The organism is Streptomyces kaniharaensis (assembly GCF_009569385.1).
Taxonomy (GTDB): domain Bacteria; phylum Actinomycetota; class Actinomycetes; order Streptomycetales; family Streptomycetaceae; genus Kitasatospora; species Kitasatospora kaniharaensis.
The window spans coordinates 1,005,049-1,019,433 of sequence record NZ_WBOF01000001.1 but is presented as its reverse complement, the minus strand read 5'-3'; the positions used below and the strand labels follow the sequence as shown (position 1 = coordinate 1,019,433).

Here is a 14,385-nt window from a genome sequence, read left to right as displayed (position 1 = left end):
GCCCGGCGCGGCCGCCGCGCCCGCGATTCGACGGAACACGCACGTCCGATTCCATGAAGCCGGCACCTCAGAACTCTCGCCAGCGGCCGCACCACGTGTGACAATCGCGCGATGACAAGGGCTGCGGACCCCGTTTCCCCCACGCACGACCTCGACGACCCCGACGACCACGACGTCGCCGCGCGCGCCGCCGAGCTGGTCCGGGAAGCCGTGCTCGGCGACCTCGCCCGCCGGGTGGTGGCCGAGTGCGGCGCCGACGTCGGTCTGGTCGGCGTGCCGGAGGAGCTCCCCGGGGGCCGCAAGCATGCCGAGGGCATGGTGCTGCGGCACTGGGCCGGCACCCGTGCCGACCTGCTGCACGACCTCGCCGTCCCGGCCGGCCACGGCCTCGGCGGCCGGACGCTCGCCGAGCGCACGCCCACGTGGGTGCCCGACTACCGTGCGGCGACGACCATTTCGCACCACTACGACGCGGCCGTCACCGCCGAGGACCTCTACGCGATGCTCACCGTGCCGCTGCTGCACGGCGGCACCGTGCACGGCGTGGTGTACGCCTCGCTGCGCGCCGTCGTGCCGCTCGGGGACGTCCGGATCGCGGCGGTCGGCAGGCTCGCCGCGGCGGCCACCCGCGCGCTCGCCGGGGCGGCGGCCTGGGGCGCCCAGCCAACGCCGACTCACCCAGCGCCTCCGGCACCCCCGCACCCCCGAAGAGCCCTGCCCGCAACGCCGTTGACCCCGCGTGAACACGAGGTGCTGAGCTGGGCGGCGACCGGCCGGACCAACCCGGAGATCGCTGCCCGGCTCGGCCTCACCTGCAACACCGTGACGGGCTACCTGAAGTCCGCGATGCGCAAGCTGGGCGTCCGCAATCGCACCGAACTCGCCCTGGCCGCAAGGGAGTCGGGGCTGATCAGTTGACCTGCCGCGGCTGCCCGCTCCAGTACGGCTCGCGCAGCCGGAACTTCTGCAGCTTCCCGGTGGCCGTGCGCGGCAGGGTCTCCCGGAACTCCACCGACGTCGGCGACTTGTAGCCGGCCAGCCGCTGCTTGCAGTGCGCGATCAGCTCGGCCTCGGTGACGTCGCCGCGCCCGTCCCGCAGCACCACCAGCGCCTTGACCGTCTCACCCCACTTCTCGTCGGGCACCCCGATCACCGCGGCCTCGGCCACCGCCGGGTGGCTGTACAGGCAGTCCTCCACCTCGATCGAGGAGACGTTCTCCCCGCCGCTGATGATGACGTCCTTCTTCCGGTCGGAGATGGTTAGGTAGCCGTCGGTGAGGGTGCCGCCGTCCCCGGTGTGGAACCAGCCGTCCCGGATCGCCTCGGCCGTGGCCGCGGGCTGCTGCCAGTAGCCGTCCAGGACGGTGTTGGAGCGCACCACCACCTCGCCCTGGCCGTCCACCCGCAGCTGGGTGCCGAGCGCGGGCGCGCCGGCCTGGACGAGCTTCTCGGCGCGTTCGGCGGCGGGCAGGGCGTCCCACTCGGTGCGCGAGCGGTTGACGGTGACCACGGGGGAGGTCTCGGTCAGGCCGTAGAGCTGCATGAACTCCCAGCCCAGTTCGGCCTCGACCCGCTCCACCACGGAGGTCGGCGGCGGGGCGCCGGCCACGATCATCCGCACCCGGTCGCGCCCGGGCACCGGGCCGTCCCAGTCGGCGGCCGCCTCCAGCACCATCTGGACGACCGCGGGCGCGCCGCACAGGAAGGTGACGCCGTGCCGCTCGATCCGGCGCAGGATCTCCGCGCCGTCCACCTTGCGCAGCACGATGTGCCGGGCGCCGAGGCCGGTGAGCGCGTACGGCAGGCCCCAGCCGTTGGCGTGGAACATCGGCAGGGTGTGCAGGTAGACGTCCCGGTCGCTCGCCCCGTAGTGCAGGCCCATCGTCATCGCGTTGAGCCAGATGTTGCGGTGGGTGAGCTGAACGCCCTTGGGGCGGGCGGTGGTTCCGCTGGTGTAGTTGATCGTGGCGGTGTCGTTCTCGGAAAGCGCGTACCGTCGAGGGGAGTTGTCGAAGTCGTACAGGAGAGCGTCGCTGTCGGCGCCGATCACGAACTTGTGCTTGGCCGCCACCCCGTCCAGCGCGTCGGCGAGTTCGGGGTCGACCAGCAGCGTGGACGCGCCGCTCTGCTCGACGATGTACGACACCTCCTCCGCCTTCAGCCGGAAGTTCACCGGCACGAGCACCCGCCCGTACCCGCTGACCCCGAAGAAGGAGGTCATCAGTCGGGCCGAGTTGTGCGACACGACCGCGACCCGCTCGCCCGGCCCGACGCCGAGCCGGTCCAGCCCGGCCGCCTGCGCCCGGGCCAGCTCGGCGATCCGGCGGTAGCTCAGCTCGCCCCAGGATTCGGCCGGCTGTGCCGGCTCGTCGACGATGCCGACCCGGTCGCCGTAGACCAGCTCGGCCCGGTCGAGGAAGTCCATCACGGAGAGTGGAATCTGCATGCGCCCACTGTCCTCTCCCGGCCGCCCGCTGGACACCCCCGATCGGGGGTGTCACCCGTCCGATGGCACGTCCGCCGCGTGCAGGGCCGCGACCAGCCGGTCCCGGACGTCCGTCTGGGCGGCGATCCGGTGCTCCAGCACGGCCAGCCGCTCCCGGGCGATCGCCAGCATCCGCGGGGACGGCGGGCTCGCCAGGACGTCACCGTCCAGGCAGCCCAGCAGTGGCCGGACGTCGTCCAGGGTGAGCCCGGCCTCCACCAGTGCACGGATGTTGCGCACCCGGACGGCCGCTGCCTCCCCGTACTCGCGGTAGCCGTTCGGCGCGCGCTCGGCGGAGATCAACCCGGCCTGCTCGTAGTGCCGCAGCGCCCGGGTCGTCGTGCCCGTCAGCTCCGCCAGCTCGCCGATCCGCACCCCGTACCCCCTTGCCGCCCGACGCCTCACCCCACCAGTGCGCCCCCGTCGACGGGCAACACTACGCCGGTCACGAACGAGGCCTGTGGCGAGGCGAGTTGGACGATCGCCCAGGCCACCTCCTTCGGGCGGCCGATCCGACCCAGCGGCGTGTGCTCGATCTGCCACTTCCGGACGGCCGCCCGCTGCTCGGGGCCGTACCCGGAGTGGTCGGCGATCGGGGTGTCGATCGCCCCGGGCGCCACCGCCGCCACCCGGATGCCACGCGGCGCCAGTTCGACCGCCCAGCTGCGGGTGACCGTCTCCAGCGCGGCCTTGCTCGCCGCGTACACCGAGTTGGACGGCCAACCGCGTTGCCCGACGGCGGTGCTGACGTTGACCACCACGCCCCGGCTCTCGGCGAGCGCCGGCACCGCGGCCTGCCCGAGCAGCACCGGCGCGACCAGGTTGGTGGCCAGCAGCGACTCGATGCCCTCCCGGTCGTAGCTCCCGAGCCCCTGCCCGCTGCGAACGATCCCGGCGTTGTTGACCAGCACGTCCAGTCGCCCGTGACGCGCCAGCGCCTCCGCGACGATCGCCTCCGGCGCACCCGGCTCGGTGAGGTCGGCGACCAGCGGCTCCATCCGCCCGGGATGCGCGGCGGCCGTCTCCGCGAGCGGCTCCGCCCGCCGCCCGACCACCGCCACCCGCACATCCGGCCCCTGCGCCGCGAACGCCCGCGCCGTCTCCCGCCCGATCCCCGTCCCGGCCCCGGTGACGATGACGACCCGCCGCCCTGCTGTCTCCACAGTGTTCATGCCGTCAGCCTCCAACCCTGCCGCCAGCGTCAATGTCAAGCGCCGGCTGTCGGAGGAGCAGGAGTCCGGGCTTCCGGTTGCTGAGCCCGGCGCGAACACGTGGCCGACCGGAGCGGCGGACGCCCCGCCCGCCTGCTAGGAAGGTTTCGCCACAGGTTCCATCACACAGCGGCCGCACCCACGGGGAGAACCATGAGCGACCAACGGCCCGACACCCTCTACGAGGCCGTCGGCGGCATCGAAACGCTGCGCCGGCTCAGCCACACCTTCTACGAGGGCGTCCTCGCAGACCCCCTCCTCGCGCCCGTCTTCGCGAACTTCACCACCACCCACATCGAGCACGTCGCCGTCTGGCTGGCCGAGATCTTCGGCGGCCCGGCCCGCTTCACCGAGGAGCTCGGCGGCCACCAGGCGCTGCTCGGCGCGCACCTCGGCCTGGCCATCACCGAGGAGCAGCGCCTGCGCTGGATGGAGCTGATGGCCGCCGCCGTGCGGAAGGAACTCCCCGACGACGAGCTGCTGCGCACCCGGGTGATGGAGTACTTCGACTGGGGCACGAAGATCGCCGAGGACGTCTCGTCCTCCCCGGCCGGCACCGACCTCGGCGAGCCCGGCCCGACGCCCCGCTGGGGCTGGGAGGGCCTCCAGTGACCGTCGCCCTCACGGCGGGCCCGACCGCGGACGGCCTTCTGCTGCGCCCCTTCGAGGACGGGGACGCGCCGGCGCTGATCGAGATCTACCGGGACGAGACCCTGCGCCGCTTCACCAGCGTCCCCGTCGACGACCCCGCCGAGGCCGTGCGCTGGCTGGACGTGCAGTACCGCGGCCGGGCGGAGGGCACCCGCTACAGCTTCGCCGTCCTGGACGGGGACGAACTCGTCGCCAACGTGGTGCTCAAGCGCGGCACCCCGGGCGGCGAGACCGCCGAGGTTGGGTACTGGACGGCCGCCGCCGCCCGTGGCCGGGGCGTGGCCCCGCGGGCCGTGCAGGCGTTGACGGACTGGGCGTTCGCCGCGTTCGCCGGCGACGGCCTGGTCCGGATCGACCTGCTGCACCAGGTCGACAACCTGGCGTCCTGCCGGGTGGCGGAGAAGAGCGGCTACGCACTCGCGGAGGTGATCCCGGCCTACCCGCCGTACCCCCGCGACGGCCACCGGCACTCCCGTAATCGGCTGGACCGATCCGAACGAAGCCGGTCAGAGTAGGGCGCATGGCCTCTCTGATACGACACGTGACGATCGACTGCGCTGACCCGTACGCCCTCGCCCGGTTCTGGGCGGAGGCGCTGGACGGCGCATTGGGCGAGGACGACAACCCAGGTGACCCGGAGGCGGCCGTAGAGTCCGCGGGCGCCACGCTGCTCTTCATCCGGGTACCGGACGGCAAGTCGGTCAAGAACCGCGTCCATCTGGACCTCCAGCCGCAGGACCGCTCCCGCGAGGAGGAGGTCGAACGCCTGCTGGCCCTGGGCGCCACGCTGCTGGACGACCGCCGCACGCCGGACGGTCGCGGCTGGGCCGTCCTGGCGGATCCTGAGGGCAACGAGTTCTGCGTCGAGCGCGGTCACGCCGAGCGGATCGCCACCGGCGACGCCTGATCAGCCGCCGTGAGGCGCTGGGGAGTCACCACTCACCCATGGCCGCCCGCCAGCACCACGAGGTCTTGCGCGGGCGGCCGTTGAGTTCCGCGCGCCCGGTGCAGTAGAGCAGAATGTCGCCGGCCGTGGCCTCCGAGGCGTCCGGCGCGTCGGGGAACAGCCGGTCCAGGACGAAGGCGGAGAGCTCGGCGGGCGGTTGCCAGTCCAGCCCGAGGCCGCGGGTGATGTCGTGGGTGTGCAGGACGGTCTCGGCGACGCCCATGGCGGCGAAGCCGTGCGGCTCGCAGGGCCCGTGGTGGTAGGCGCGCACCTCGGGCGGCGCGGCGTCGAGGGCGGTGGCGAGCAGCCGTGCGGCGGCGGTGACGACGGTCAGCACCTCGGCGGGCCCGGCGTCCGGGCGGACGGTGAGGTCGAGCGGCAGGTACCGGCCGGTGGGCCGGGCGGCGAGCTGGCCGGCGTACGCGAGCAGGTCGTGCGCGATGTGCGCGGCGGTCTCCCGGCAGCTCCACTCAAGCAGCCCGGCCGGGACGTCCCAGTCCCGGTCACCGGTGTGAGGGCTGAGCGCCCGCAGGGTCTCGTCGAGGGCGGCTCGCACCGCGTCGCCGTCGTGCATGTCGTACCTTCACCAGGCGTGCCGTCAGATCGTCACACGATAGGTCGAAGATCCCGGCCGATGCAGCCGGACCGCCCGATAATCGACGATGCCTGACGCAAAGTCAGGATTTCGAAGCACCCCCGAACGGACAGGCAGGTACCCCATGGCCAGAATCGCCGTGATCGGCGCCAACGGCACCATCGGCAGCGCCGTCGTCGCGGAGGCGACGGCGCGCGGGCACGAGGTCACCGCGGTGGTCCGCGACCCGGACCGGTACCGCGGCGACGCGGCGGCCGTCGAGCGCGGCGACGTGCTGGATCCGGCGGACGTCGCCCGCGTGGCGGCAGGCCGGGACGTCCTGGTGAGCGCCGTCGGCGGCGGCGACGGCCCCGGCCACCTCGCGCTGATCGAGCCGGCCGCCCGGTCGCTGGTCGAGGGCCTGCGCGCGCTGGGCGGCGACGCGCCCCGGCTGATCGCCGTCGGCGGGGCGGGCAGCCTGGAGACCGCTCCGGGCGTGCGCGTCTGGGACACCCCCGGGCTGCCGGAGCCGCTCCTGCAGATCATGCACGCGCACGGCGCGGCGCTGGACTACTACCGGACGGTCTCCGACGTCCGCTGGACGGTGCTCAGCCCGGCGGCCGAGATCGGGCCGGGGGAGCGGACCGGCCTCTACCGGACGGGCCTGGAGCAACTGCTCACCGACGCGGCGGGCCGGAGCCGGATCACGGTGCCGGACTTCGCGGTCGCCCTGGTGGACGAGATCGAGCAGCCCGAGCACATCGGCGAGCGCTTCACCTGCTGCGCGCTTTGATCTGTCGAAGGATCGCCCAAGGCCCTTCGAAGTGCTCACCCCAGCTGGATCGACCGCTTGGCGAGTCCCATCCAGAAGCCGTCGATCACGCTGCGCTGGCTGCCGAGATCGGCCTCGCCGGCCCCGAGGGTGACGAACAGCGGCGCGAAGTGCTCGGTGCGCGGGTGCGCCAGCCGCCCGGCCGGGGCTTTCCGCTCGAAGTCGAGCAGCGCGTCGAGGTCGTGCGCCTCCAGCGCGCGCCGGCCCCAGTCGTCGAACTCGGCCATCACGGAGCTGACCCGGCCGTCGCTGCTGAGTGCCCGCAGGTTGTGGGTGAAGAAGCCGCTGCCGACGATCAGGACGCCCTCGTCGCGCAGCGGGGCGAGCCGGCGGCCGATCTCCAGCAGCCGCTGCGGGTCGAGCGTGGGCAGGGAGACCTGGAGGACGGGGACGTCCGCCTCGGGGAACATCTCCACCAGCGGGACGTACGCGCCGTGGTCGAGCCCGCGGTCGGGGATGTCCTGGACGGGCGTGCCGGGGGCGCGCAGCAGCTTGCGCACGCGCTCGGCGAGCTCCGGCGTGCCGGGGGCGGCGTACTGGACGCGGTAGTAGTGCTCGGGGAAGCCCCAGAAGTCGTAGACCAGCGGCACGGTGGTGACGGCGCCGAGCGCGAGCGGGGCCTCCTCCCAGTGGGCGGAGACCACCAGGATCGCCTTCGGCCGGGGCAGGTCGGCGGACCACGCGGCGAGCTGGCCGGGCCAGATCGGGTCGTCGGCGAGCGGCGGCGCGCCGTGCGAGAGGTAGAGGGCGGGCATGCGCTCGGGGGCCGCGGTGCTCATGGCGTCTTCCTCGGGGAGCGGGGGCGGAGGTAGTTCAACTTTGAACCTCTATGTCGACAGTACACCTTCGTTCGAATTTGAACAACAGGAGTAGGCTTCGACCATGGCCTCACCGAACGAACCCCGCTGGCTCGACCAGGACGAGATGGCCGCCTGGCGGGGTTTCGTCACCGCGAGCAACCTGCTCAACCGCCGGCTGGAGCGCCAGCTCAAGGAGGACTCCGGCCTCTCGCACACCCAGTACGAGATCCTGGTGCACCTCTCCGCCGCTCCGGCCGGCTCGCTGCGGATGACCGAACTCGCCGAGAAGCTGGTCACCTCCAAGAGCGGCCTCACCTACCAGGTCACCCAGCTGGAGCGGATGGGCCTGGTCGGCCGCCGGTCCTGCCCCAGCGACGTGCGCGGTGTGTTCGCCGAGCTCACCGACCACGGCCGCGAGGCGGTCCGGCAGGCCGCGCCCGGCCACGTCGCCCTGGTCCGCGAGCTGCTGATCGACGTGCTCACCCGCGAGCAACTGGCCGTCCTGGCCGAGGGTCTGGGCGAGGTCAGCGCCCGGCTGCGCCCGGACGACGTTCCATAGTCGCCCTCCGGCCCGCCGCGGCCTCAGGCGGTCGCGAGTGCGATCTCGGTCGACTTGATCAGGGCCACCACCGGCGAACCGGCCGCCAGGCCCAGATCGGCCGCCGCTTCGGCGGTGATCGCGGCGGTCAGCGCGCCGTCCGCGACGTCCACCCTGACCCCGGCCATCGCCCCACCCGTGGCGACCTCGGCGACCGTGCCGGGGATCTGGTTGCGGATGCTCAGCCCGGCGACCGGGCCGGTGGCCAGCGCGACCTCGGTGGACTTCACGAGGGCCTGGACGGCGCTGCCCGCGCCCAGCCCGAGGTCCCTGACGGCGTCGAGGGTGACCGCGGCGGTGAGCTCCTGGCCCGAGTCGAGGCGGACCCTGACGGTGGCCATCACCTCGCCCGGCGTGACGGAGCTGACGGTGCCGGGCAGCTGGTTGCGGATGCTGAGGCTCATGGGGTGGCGCCTTCCGATCGTGTTCCCCTGCGGGAACGAGGGGTTTACGGCCGTGCCCACTCCCACCCTAGCGGCCGGAAACCGCCGCAAGCCCGGCGTCGGACCCGGCCGGGGGAAGCGGGCCGGGCCCGACGCCGGACGGTCACATCATCTGCGGCTGGGGCGCCTTCGGTCGCAGCTCCGGCGGCAGCGGCTGCGCGCCCGACAGCCGGACGGCGGCACCGCGCGCGAGGTGGAAGGCCGCCACCGGGTCGGTAAAGGCGCTCGCCGGACGCCCGTTTCCGTGTCAACATGCCCGATATGGGGACGATTCTGCACGGCACCCTCGTGACTCTCCGGCCCGCCACCGCCGACGACATCCCGGTCCTCGTGGCCATCCGCGGCACGCCCGAGGTCTACGCCCGGTGGCGCGGCGGCGACGACCTCGCCGACGAGGTCGCCACCGACCTCGAAGCGCCCGACACCGAGACCTTCGCCGTCGAGCTGGGCGACAAGGTGGTCGGCGCCATCCAGTGGTACGCCAACAACGACGACGACTACCGGCACGCCGGCATCGACCTCTTCCTCGACCCGAGCGTGCACGGCCTCGGCCTCGGCACCGACGCCGTCCGCACCCTCGCCCGGCACCTGGTGCACGACCACCACTACCACCGGCTGATCATCGACCCGGCCGCCGACAACGCCGCCGCGATCCGCTGCTTCGCGAAGGCCGGCTTCCACCCGGTGGGCACCATGCGCCAGTACGAGCGCGGCCCGGACGGCAGCTGGCACGACAACCTGCTGATGGACCTGCTCGCGGACGAACTCGTCGAGGGCTGAACCGTGAGGGGCCATGGGGGCGCAAGGGTGTACAGACATCTTGTCGTACACCCCGTCGGAGCTGTACAGACATCTCTCGGCCACAGAGCCGATCGCCACTGATCTTCTGGCGTTCTTCCCGACGTACCGAGCAGTAGCTAGCGTTCCGCTGCCAACCCCGTCGGCCGCGACCCGCGGCCCGGGTTCCGCAGGGTAGACGAGTCCCCAGGAGAACGCCCATGCTCTCGCGTCGCACGGCCACCGCCCTCACCTCGGCAGCCGCCGCCGCACTGCTGCTCGGCGGCACCGCCCCGACCGCCTCCGCCGGCTCCCCGGCCGGCCCCACCACGCTGTCCGTCTTCGCCTTCAACGTCGACCTCGGCACCCCCGTCGTGGACAGCACCCAGAACGAGCAGGCCGCCCGCCGTACCCCGGTGATCGAGCAGATCGTCCGTCAGCACAACGCCGATGTCGTCATCCTGGACGAGAACTTCAACAACAGCTCGACCGCCGACATCAACAGCAAGCTCGCCGACCTCTACCCCTACCGCACCCCGGTGGTCGGCCAGACCTGCTCCGGCGGCGGCTGGACCGGCATCAGCGGCAACTGCTCCAACTCGTGGTTCGTCATCAACGGCGGCACGATGATCCTCTCGAAGTACCCGATCGCCGCCCAGTACGCCCACGTCTTCAGCAACTCGACCTACGGCACCTGGGACTACCACGCCAACAAGGGCGCGGCGCTGGTGAAGGTGAACAAGAACGGCACCACCGCCTGGGTCGTCGGCACCCACCTGCAGGCCGACGAGTCGGACGTCTCCACCGACACCACCCAGTCCACCCGCCTCGGCCAGCTCGGCGAGCTCCGCGCCTGGGTGAACGGCGTCGTCGGCAGCAGTGCGCCCGTCCTGATCGGCGGCGACCTCAACGTCGAGTACTTCCACGGGCAGAGCCGCGGCGACTACGCCAACGCCCAGTACGCGGCGGACGGCGTCCTCGGTACCCCCGCCACCGACCCGGGCCAGACCCTGAACACCATGGACTGCACCGTCTCCGCCTGGTGCCAGTACATGTCCGGCGTCGAGACCTTCCCCAAGGACTACCGGGACGACCTCGACTACATCGGCTACCTGAACGCCCCCGGCCGCCCGGCGCCCACCTCGATGTCCACCGTGAAGGTCGACTTCGACCCCCAGGCGGGCTGGACCCCGGGCCAGCCGGACACCAACGCGCCCAGCGACCACTACCCGGTCGAGGCCACCTTCCAGCTGAACTGAGCCCCAACGCCCTTGGCCCGTGCGGAGGTTGCACCCCCGTACGGGCTCAGGGCGGCGTACCGGCTCAGGACGGCCCGGACGGACCCGGGCAGCCGCAGGAACGGCGCGGCACCAGCCGGGCCGGGAAGGTCCGCGCGCCGGTGACCCGCTCGGTGGCCCCGCCCAGCACCAGGTCCACCGCGGCCCGGGCCATCTCGTCCTGCGCGGTGGCGACCGTGGTCAGCGCCGGGCCGGCGATCACGGCCTCCGCGATGTCGTCGAAGCCGGCCACCGCCAGCTCCTCCGGCACCCGGATCCCCAGGTCGTCGGCGGCCCGCAGCATGCCGATCGCCTGGTCGTCCGTCGTGCAGAACACGGCGGACGGCCGGTCCGGCCGGGCCAGCAGCTTCAACGCCTCGGCGTGCGCGCGCACCCGGTCGAACGGTGCGGGGACCAGCAGGTCCTCGGCCGGCACGCCCGCGTCGGCCAGCGCGGCGGCCCAGCCGGCCGTACGCCCGGAGACCGGGTCGGCCGGGCTGAGCCCGAACGTGCCGCCGAAGCAGTGCACCTCGGCGTGCCCGTGGCCGAGCAGGTGCCGGACCACCTCGGCGGCGCCGCCCTCGTCGTCGGCCACCACCGCCACGCCGCCGGCGGTCTCCGCGCGGTGGTGCAGCAGCACGACCGGCGTCGCGTCGCCCACGTCGAAGCCGGCCACCCCGGGCACCGACGGGTCCTGGGTCACCAGGATCAGGCCGTCCACCTGCATGCCGAGGAAGGCGCGGATGTAGTGCGCCTCGCGCTCGTCCGCGTAGTCCGAGTTGCCGATCAGCAGCAGCCGGCCGCGCTCGGCGGCGGCCTGCTCCACCATGTGCGCGAGCCCGGCGAAGAACGGCTGGCGCGCGTCCGGGACGACCATCCCGATCAGGTTGGTCCGCCGCCGCGCCATCGCCTGCGCGACCCGGTTGGGCCGGTACCCCAGCTCCTCGACCGCCGCGAGCACCCGTGCCCGTGTGGCCGGCGCCACCGGCCGTGGCCCGTCGTTGATCACATAACTCACGACCGCCGTGGACGTCCCCGCCACCCTCGCCACATCGTCCCGCGTCACCCTCGCCATGCCTGCGAGCCTACACACCACCTCCGACAGCCTCGTTCTCCCTGATCGGAGGCCTGCGGCCCCGTCCTCGGCGGCCTCCGGTAGCGCAGCGCCGGATGGCCGGGCCCGCGCCGGCCCTCAGTACATCTGATCCGCCGTCACGTCCGCCGAGAGTCGGAGCGCCTGCTCGGCCCGGGGCCCGCGCAGCGCGAGCAGGGTCGCGGCGAGGGCGTCGACGGCGGCCAGGTGGGCGAGCCGGCTGGCGGTCGTCTCCAGGCCGAACACCAGGTCCTGCCCGCCGGCGACCAGGGTGTGGGTGGCGATCTCGGTGAGCGGCGAGCGGGCGTAGCTGGTGACGGCGAGGACGGCGGCGCCGGCCGCGCGGGCACGGCGTGCGGTGTCGACCACGGTCGGGGTCGCACCGGTGTGGCTGACGGCCAGGCAGACGCCGGTGGGCGGGAGTTGGGCGGCGGCGAGCTGGGCGGTGAGCGGGTCGGCGGGGGCGTCGACGAGCAGCCCGAGGGCGCGCAGCCGGTAGGCGAGGTCGAGCACGACCGCGCCGGAGAGTCCGGTGCCGGCCAGGAGCACCTGGTCGGCGCCGTCGAGCAGTCCGGCGGCTGCCCGCAGGTCGGCCGGTGTGAGGGTGGCGGTCATCCCGTCGAGGGCCTCCCGGGCGGCGCGCAGGCTGTCGGCGAGCGCGCGGGCGGCCGGGTCGCGGTCGTCGGCCGGGCCGGGCGCCGGGCGGGGGGCGTGCCGGGCGGCGGCGATCTTCAGCTCCTGGTAGCCGCGGAAGCCGAGCCGCTGGCAGGCGCGGACCACGGAGGACGGCGCGGTGCCGGCGAGCGCGGCGACATCGCTGACGCTGAGGTGCACCAGGTCGGTGCCGCGGTCGAGGACGACCTGGGCGACGCGGGACTCGGTGCCGCGCAGCTCGCCGAGCCGGGCGCGGATCTGCGCGGCGAGCTGCGACTCCAGGGGAGAAAATTCGGAACACTCTTCCATGGAATCAGGGTAACGTGGAATTCCGTTCCAGGCTCGTTGGAGGGGAGCTTCGCCATGCCAGGATTCGCGTCGGCCGTGCCCGTCGCCGTGCTCACCGCGGCGGTGCTGCACGCCGTCTGGAACGGGCTCGCGCACCGGATCCCGGACAAGCTGGTCGGCTTCACGCTGATCAACCTCACGTACACCGCGTGCGCGGTCGTCCTGGTGCTGCTCAACCCGCTGCCGGCCGCCGCCTCCTGGCCGTACCTGCTGACCTCGGTGGCCGTGCAGACGACGTCGACGGTGCTGCTCCTGCGGGCCTACCAGCTGGGGGACTTCGGGCAGATGTACCCGATCGCGCGCGGGTCGGCGCCGCTCCTGGTGGCGCTGATGTCCGTGACGGCGCTCGGCCAGCACCTGGGCCTCGGCGAGCTGCTGGGAGTGGCGGTCATCTCCTGCGGCCTGATCGGGCTGGCCTTCGCCAAGGGCGTACCGGGGCGGGCACAGCTGCCCGCACTGGGAGCCGCCGCCGGCACCGGGGTGATGATCGCCCTGTACACCGTGCTGGACGGGAGCGGGGTGCGTCACGCCGGTACCGTCGGCGGCTACGTGGCCTGGCTGTTCCTGCTGCAGGGGCCGATGCTCGCGCTGATCGTCCGGCTGCGGCGCGGCCGGTCGCTGCTGACGGGGGCCGGCCGGGTGGTGCCGCTCGGGATCGCGGGCGGGGTGCTGTCGCTGACGGCTTACGGGCTGGTGGTGTGGGCACAGTCGCGGGGCAATCTGGCGACGATCGCGGCGCTGCGCGAGACCAGCATCGTGATCGCCGCACTGATCGCCACGGCCGTCTTCCGCGAGCGCCTCGGGCGGCTACGGCTGACCGCCAGTGCCACCGTGCTGGCCGGGATCGTGGTGCTGGAGCTGGCGCGGACCTAGCCCCTGGTCCTGCCCCCGGTCTGCTTCGGCACGATCACGGTCAGTGCGGTGTGCAGCAGTTCGAAGCCGAGCGACTCGTAGAGGCGGCGGGCCGGGTTGCCCTCGGTCACCGTCAACTGCACTTCGGTGAGGCCGCTTCGGGTGGCGTCCGCGACCGCCTGGCGCAGCAAATCCGCGCCGAGGCCCCGGTAGCCCCGCTCCGGGTGGCGGAAGACGTCGGCGATCCACGGCACGCCGTCGCGGTCGGTGAGCACCACCCCTGCCACCACCCGGTGGTCCGCGTCCACGGCGAGCCGGCTGGACGGCAGCACGGGCCCGATCGCCTTCCCGGCGAGCAGCGGGACGAGCCGTTCCGCCAGCGCCTGCCGGTCGTCGCCGGCGAAGCGGTCCACGTGCCCGGGGGCGAACGCCGCCCGCCAGGCCTCGAACAGGTCCTCGGGTGCGCGGTCGCAGGCGGTGGCTCGCAGGCCGCTCCGCAGCGGTGTCCCGGCCCAGTCGGCGGGCGGGGGAGCGGCCACCAGGTCGCGCCGGAGGGTGTGGGCGTGCCGGAGCACCGTCGCGCCCCGGCTCAGCAACTCCCGCCCGAACCGCTCGGATCCGGAGACCACCCACCCCGGCATCTCGGTGCGGACGAACTCCACCGGGTCCACCCCGCCGGAGCCGTCCAGCACCTCCAGCAGGTCGGCCCAGGGCCGACCCTCACGCTCGCCCCTGACGAAGCGCACCACCGGCACGCCGTCGCCACTCCGCCCGATCACCCAGTCCGCCTCGGCCATGGCCGCCCCCCTCGTCGAGATCGTCCGTCCGACGCCATGTTCGGCGA

General features: G+C 73.4%; 18 protein-coding genes. 9 read left to right on the top strand and 9 right to left on the bottom strand.

The window, feature by feature from the left end:
• The first annotated feature begins 111 nt into the window (after positions 1–111).
• Positions 112–918 carry a helix-turn-helix transcriptional regulator gene (locus F7Q99_RS04650; RefSeq protein ID WP_153460179.1) on the top strand — a complete coding sequence of 269 codons (807 nt, stop codon included), beginning with the start codon at positions 112–114 and terminating at the stop codon, positions 916–918.
• On the opposite strand, the gene F7Q99_RS04645 is transcribed toward F7Q99_RS04650, so the two are convergent.
• From F7Q99_RS04645 to F7Q99_RS04635, 3 genes are read right to left on the bottom strand one after another with little or no spacing between them, the layout of a single operon-like run.
• On the bottom strand, positions 911–2,446 hold the full coding sequence (locus F7Q99_RS04645; RefSeq protein WP_153460178.1) for an AMP-binding protein: 1,536 nt from the start codon (positions 2,444–2,446) through the stop codon (positions 911–913). The genes F7Q99_RS04650 and F7Q99_RS04645 overlap by 8 nt on opposite strands.
• A 51-nt stretch (positions 2,447–2,497) precedes the next feature.
• A complete protein-coding gene (locus tag F7Q99_RS04640) occupies positions 2,498–2,860 on the bottom strand; it encodes a MerR family transcriptional regulator (RefSeq protein ID WP_326846266.1) in 363 nt (120 codons plus the stop codon).
• Positions 2,861–2,886: 26 nt separating this feature from the next.
• Positions 2,887–3,657 (bottom strand): SDR family NAD(P)-dependent oxidoreductase, encoded by a 771-nt coding sequence (locus F7Q99_RS04635; RefSeq protein WP_153460177.1) that lies wholly within the window; start codon positions 3,655–3,657, stop codon positions 2,887–2,889.
• A 192-nt stretch (positions 3,658–3,849) separates the two neighbouring features.
• On the opposite strand from F7Q99_RS04635, the gene F7Q99_RS40870 reads away from it, so the two are divergent.
• Genes F7Q99_RS40870 through F7Q99_RS04625 form a run of 3 tightly spaced genes read left to right on the top strand, consistent with a single transcriptional unit; the run spans position 3,850 to position 5,254 of the window.
• Positions 3,850–4,308: a group II truncated hemoglobin gene (locus F7Q99_RS40870; protein ID WP_230210153.1), complete on the top strand. Its 459-nt coding sequence runs from the start codon at positions 3,850–3,852 to the stop codon at positions 4,306–4,308.
• Entirely contained in the window at positions 4,305–4,862 is a 558-nt protein-coding gene (locus F7Q99_RS40865) for a GNAT family N-acetyltransferase (RefSeq protein WP_326846265.1), read from the top strand. The genes F7Q99_RS40870 and F7Q99_RS40865 overlap by 4 nt, the downstream gene beginning before the upstream one ends.
• A 5-nt stretch (positions 4,863–4,867) precedes the next feature.
• Complete coding sequence (locus tag F7Q99_RS04625) at positions 4,868–5,254, top strand: VOC family protein (protein ID WP_153460176.1); 387 nt, start codon at positions 4,868–4,870, stop codon at positions 5,252–5,254.
• Between the two features lie 25 nt (positions 5,255–5,279).
• On the opposite strand, the gene F7Q99_RS04620 is transcribed toward F7Q99_RS04625, so the two are convergent.
• Positions 5,280–5,867, bottom strand: a complete 588-nt coding sequence (locus F7Q99_RS04620) for a maleylpyruvate isomerase N-terminal domain-containing protein (protein ID WP_153460175.1) — start codon at positions 5,865–5,867, stop codon at positions 5,280–5,282.
• A gap of 145 nt (positions 5,868–6,012) precedes the next feature.
• Here F7Q99_RS04620 and F7Q99_RS04615 point away from each other — a divergent pair, with 145 nt between their 5' ends.
• Complete coding sequence (locus tag F7Q99_RS04615; protein ID WP_153460174.1) at positions 6,013–6,660, top strand: NAD(P)-dependent oxidoreductase; 648 nt, start codon at positions 6,013–6,015, stop codon at positions 6,658–6,660.
• Between the two features lie 35 nt (positions 6,661–6,695).
• Here F7Q99_RS04615 and F7Q99_RS04610 read toward each other — a convergent pair whose 3' ends face one another.
• On the bottom strand, positions 6,696–7,478 hold the full coding sequence (locus F7Q99_RS04610; RefSeq protein WP_153460173.1) for a dioxygenase family protein: 783 nt from the start codon (positions 7,476–7,478) through the stop codon (positions 6,696–6,698).
• Between the two features lie 103 nt (positions 7,479–7,581).
• Here F7Q99_RS04610 and F7Q99_RS04605 point away from each other — a divergent pair, with 103 nt between their 5' ends.
• Positions 7,582–8,058, top strand: coding sequence for a MarR family winged helix-turn-helix transcriptional regulator (locus F7Q99_RS04605; RefSeq protein ID WP_153460172.1), 477 nt, complete (start codon positions 7,582–7,584; stop codon positions 8,056–8,058).
• 23 nt (positions 8,059–8,081) lie between these two features.
• Here the strand turns inward: F7Q99_RS04605 and F7Q99_RS04600 are convergent, their stop codons facing one another.
• Complete coding sequence (locus F7Q99_RS04600; protein WP_153460171.1) at positions 8,082–8,501, bottom strand: TOBE domain-containing protein; 420 nt, start codon at positions 8,499–8,501, stop codon at positions 8,082–8,084.
• Between the two features lie 300 nt (positions 8,502–8,801).
• Here F7Q99_RS04600 and F7Q99_RS04595 point away from each other — a divergent pair, with 300 nt between their 5' ends.
• Positions 8,802–9,320 (top strand): GNAT family N-acetyltransferase, encoded by a 519-nt coding sequence (locus F7Q99_RS04595; RefSeq protein ID WP_153460170.1) that lies wholly within the window; start codon positions 8,802–8,804, stop codon positions 9,318–9,320.
• A gap of 218 nt (positions 9,321–9,538) precedes the next feature.
• Positions 9,539–10,576, top strand: coding sequence for a sphingomyelin phosphodiesterase (locus F7Q99_RS04590; RefSeq protein ID WP_153460169.1), 1,038 nt, complete (start codon positions 9,539–9,541; stop codon positions 10,574–10,576).
• 64 nt (positions 10,577–10,640) lie between these two features.
• Here F7Q99_RS04590 and F7Q99_RS04585 read toward each other — a convergent pair whose 3' ends face one another.
• Positions 10,641–11,669, bottom strand: a complete 1,029-nt coding sequence (locus tag F7Q99_RS04585) for a LacI family DNA-binding transcriptional regulator (protein ID WP_153460168.1) — start codon at positions 11,667–11,669, stop codon at positions 10,641–10,643.
• Between the two features lie 117 nt (positions 11,670–11,786).
• The gene (locus tag F7Q99_RS04580; protein ID WP_153460167.1) at positions 11,787–12,650 is read right to left on the bottom strand and encodes a MurR/RpiR family transcriptional regulator; all 864 of its coding nucleotides are present in this window, start codon (positions 12,648–12,650) and stop codon (positions 11,787–11,789) included.
• 54 nt (positions 12,651–12,704) lie between these two features.
• Between F7Q99_RS04580 and F7Q99_RS04575 the strand changes: the two genes are divergently transcribed.
• A complete protein-coding gene (locus tag F7Q99_RS04575; RefSeq protein ID WP_153460166.1) occupies positions 12,705–13,562 on the top strand; it encodes a DMT family transporter in 858 nt (285 codons plus the stop codon).
• Here the strand turns inward: F7Q99_RS04575 and F7Q99_RS04570 are convergent.
• Positions 13,559–14,338 carry a GNAT family N-acetyltransferase gene (locus tag F7Q99_RS04570; RefSeq protein WP_153460165.1) on the bottom strand — a complete coding sequence of 260 codons (780 nt, stop codon included), beginning with the start codon at positions 14,336–14,338 and terminating at the stop codon, positions 13,559–13,561. The genes F7Q99_RS04575 and F7Q99_RS04570 overlap by 4 nt on opposite strands.
• Positions 14,339–14,385 lie beyond the last annotated feature (47 nt).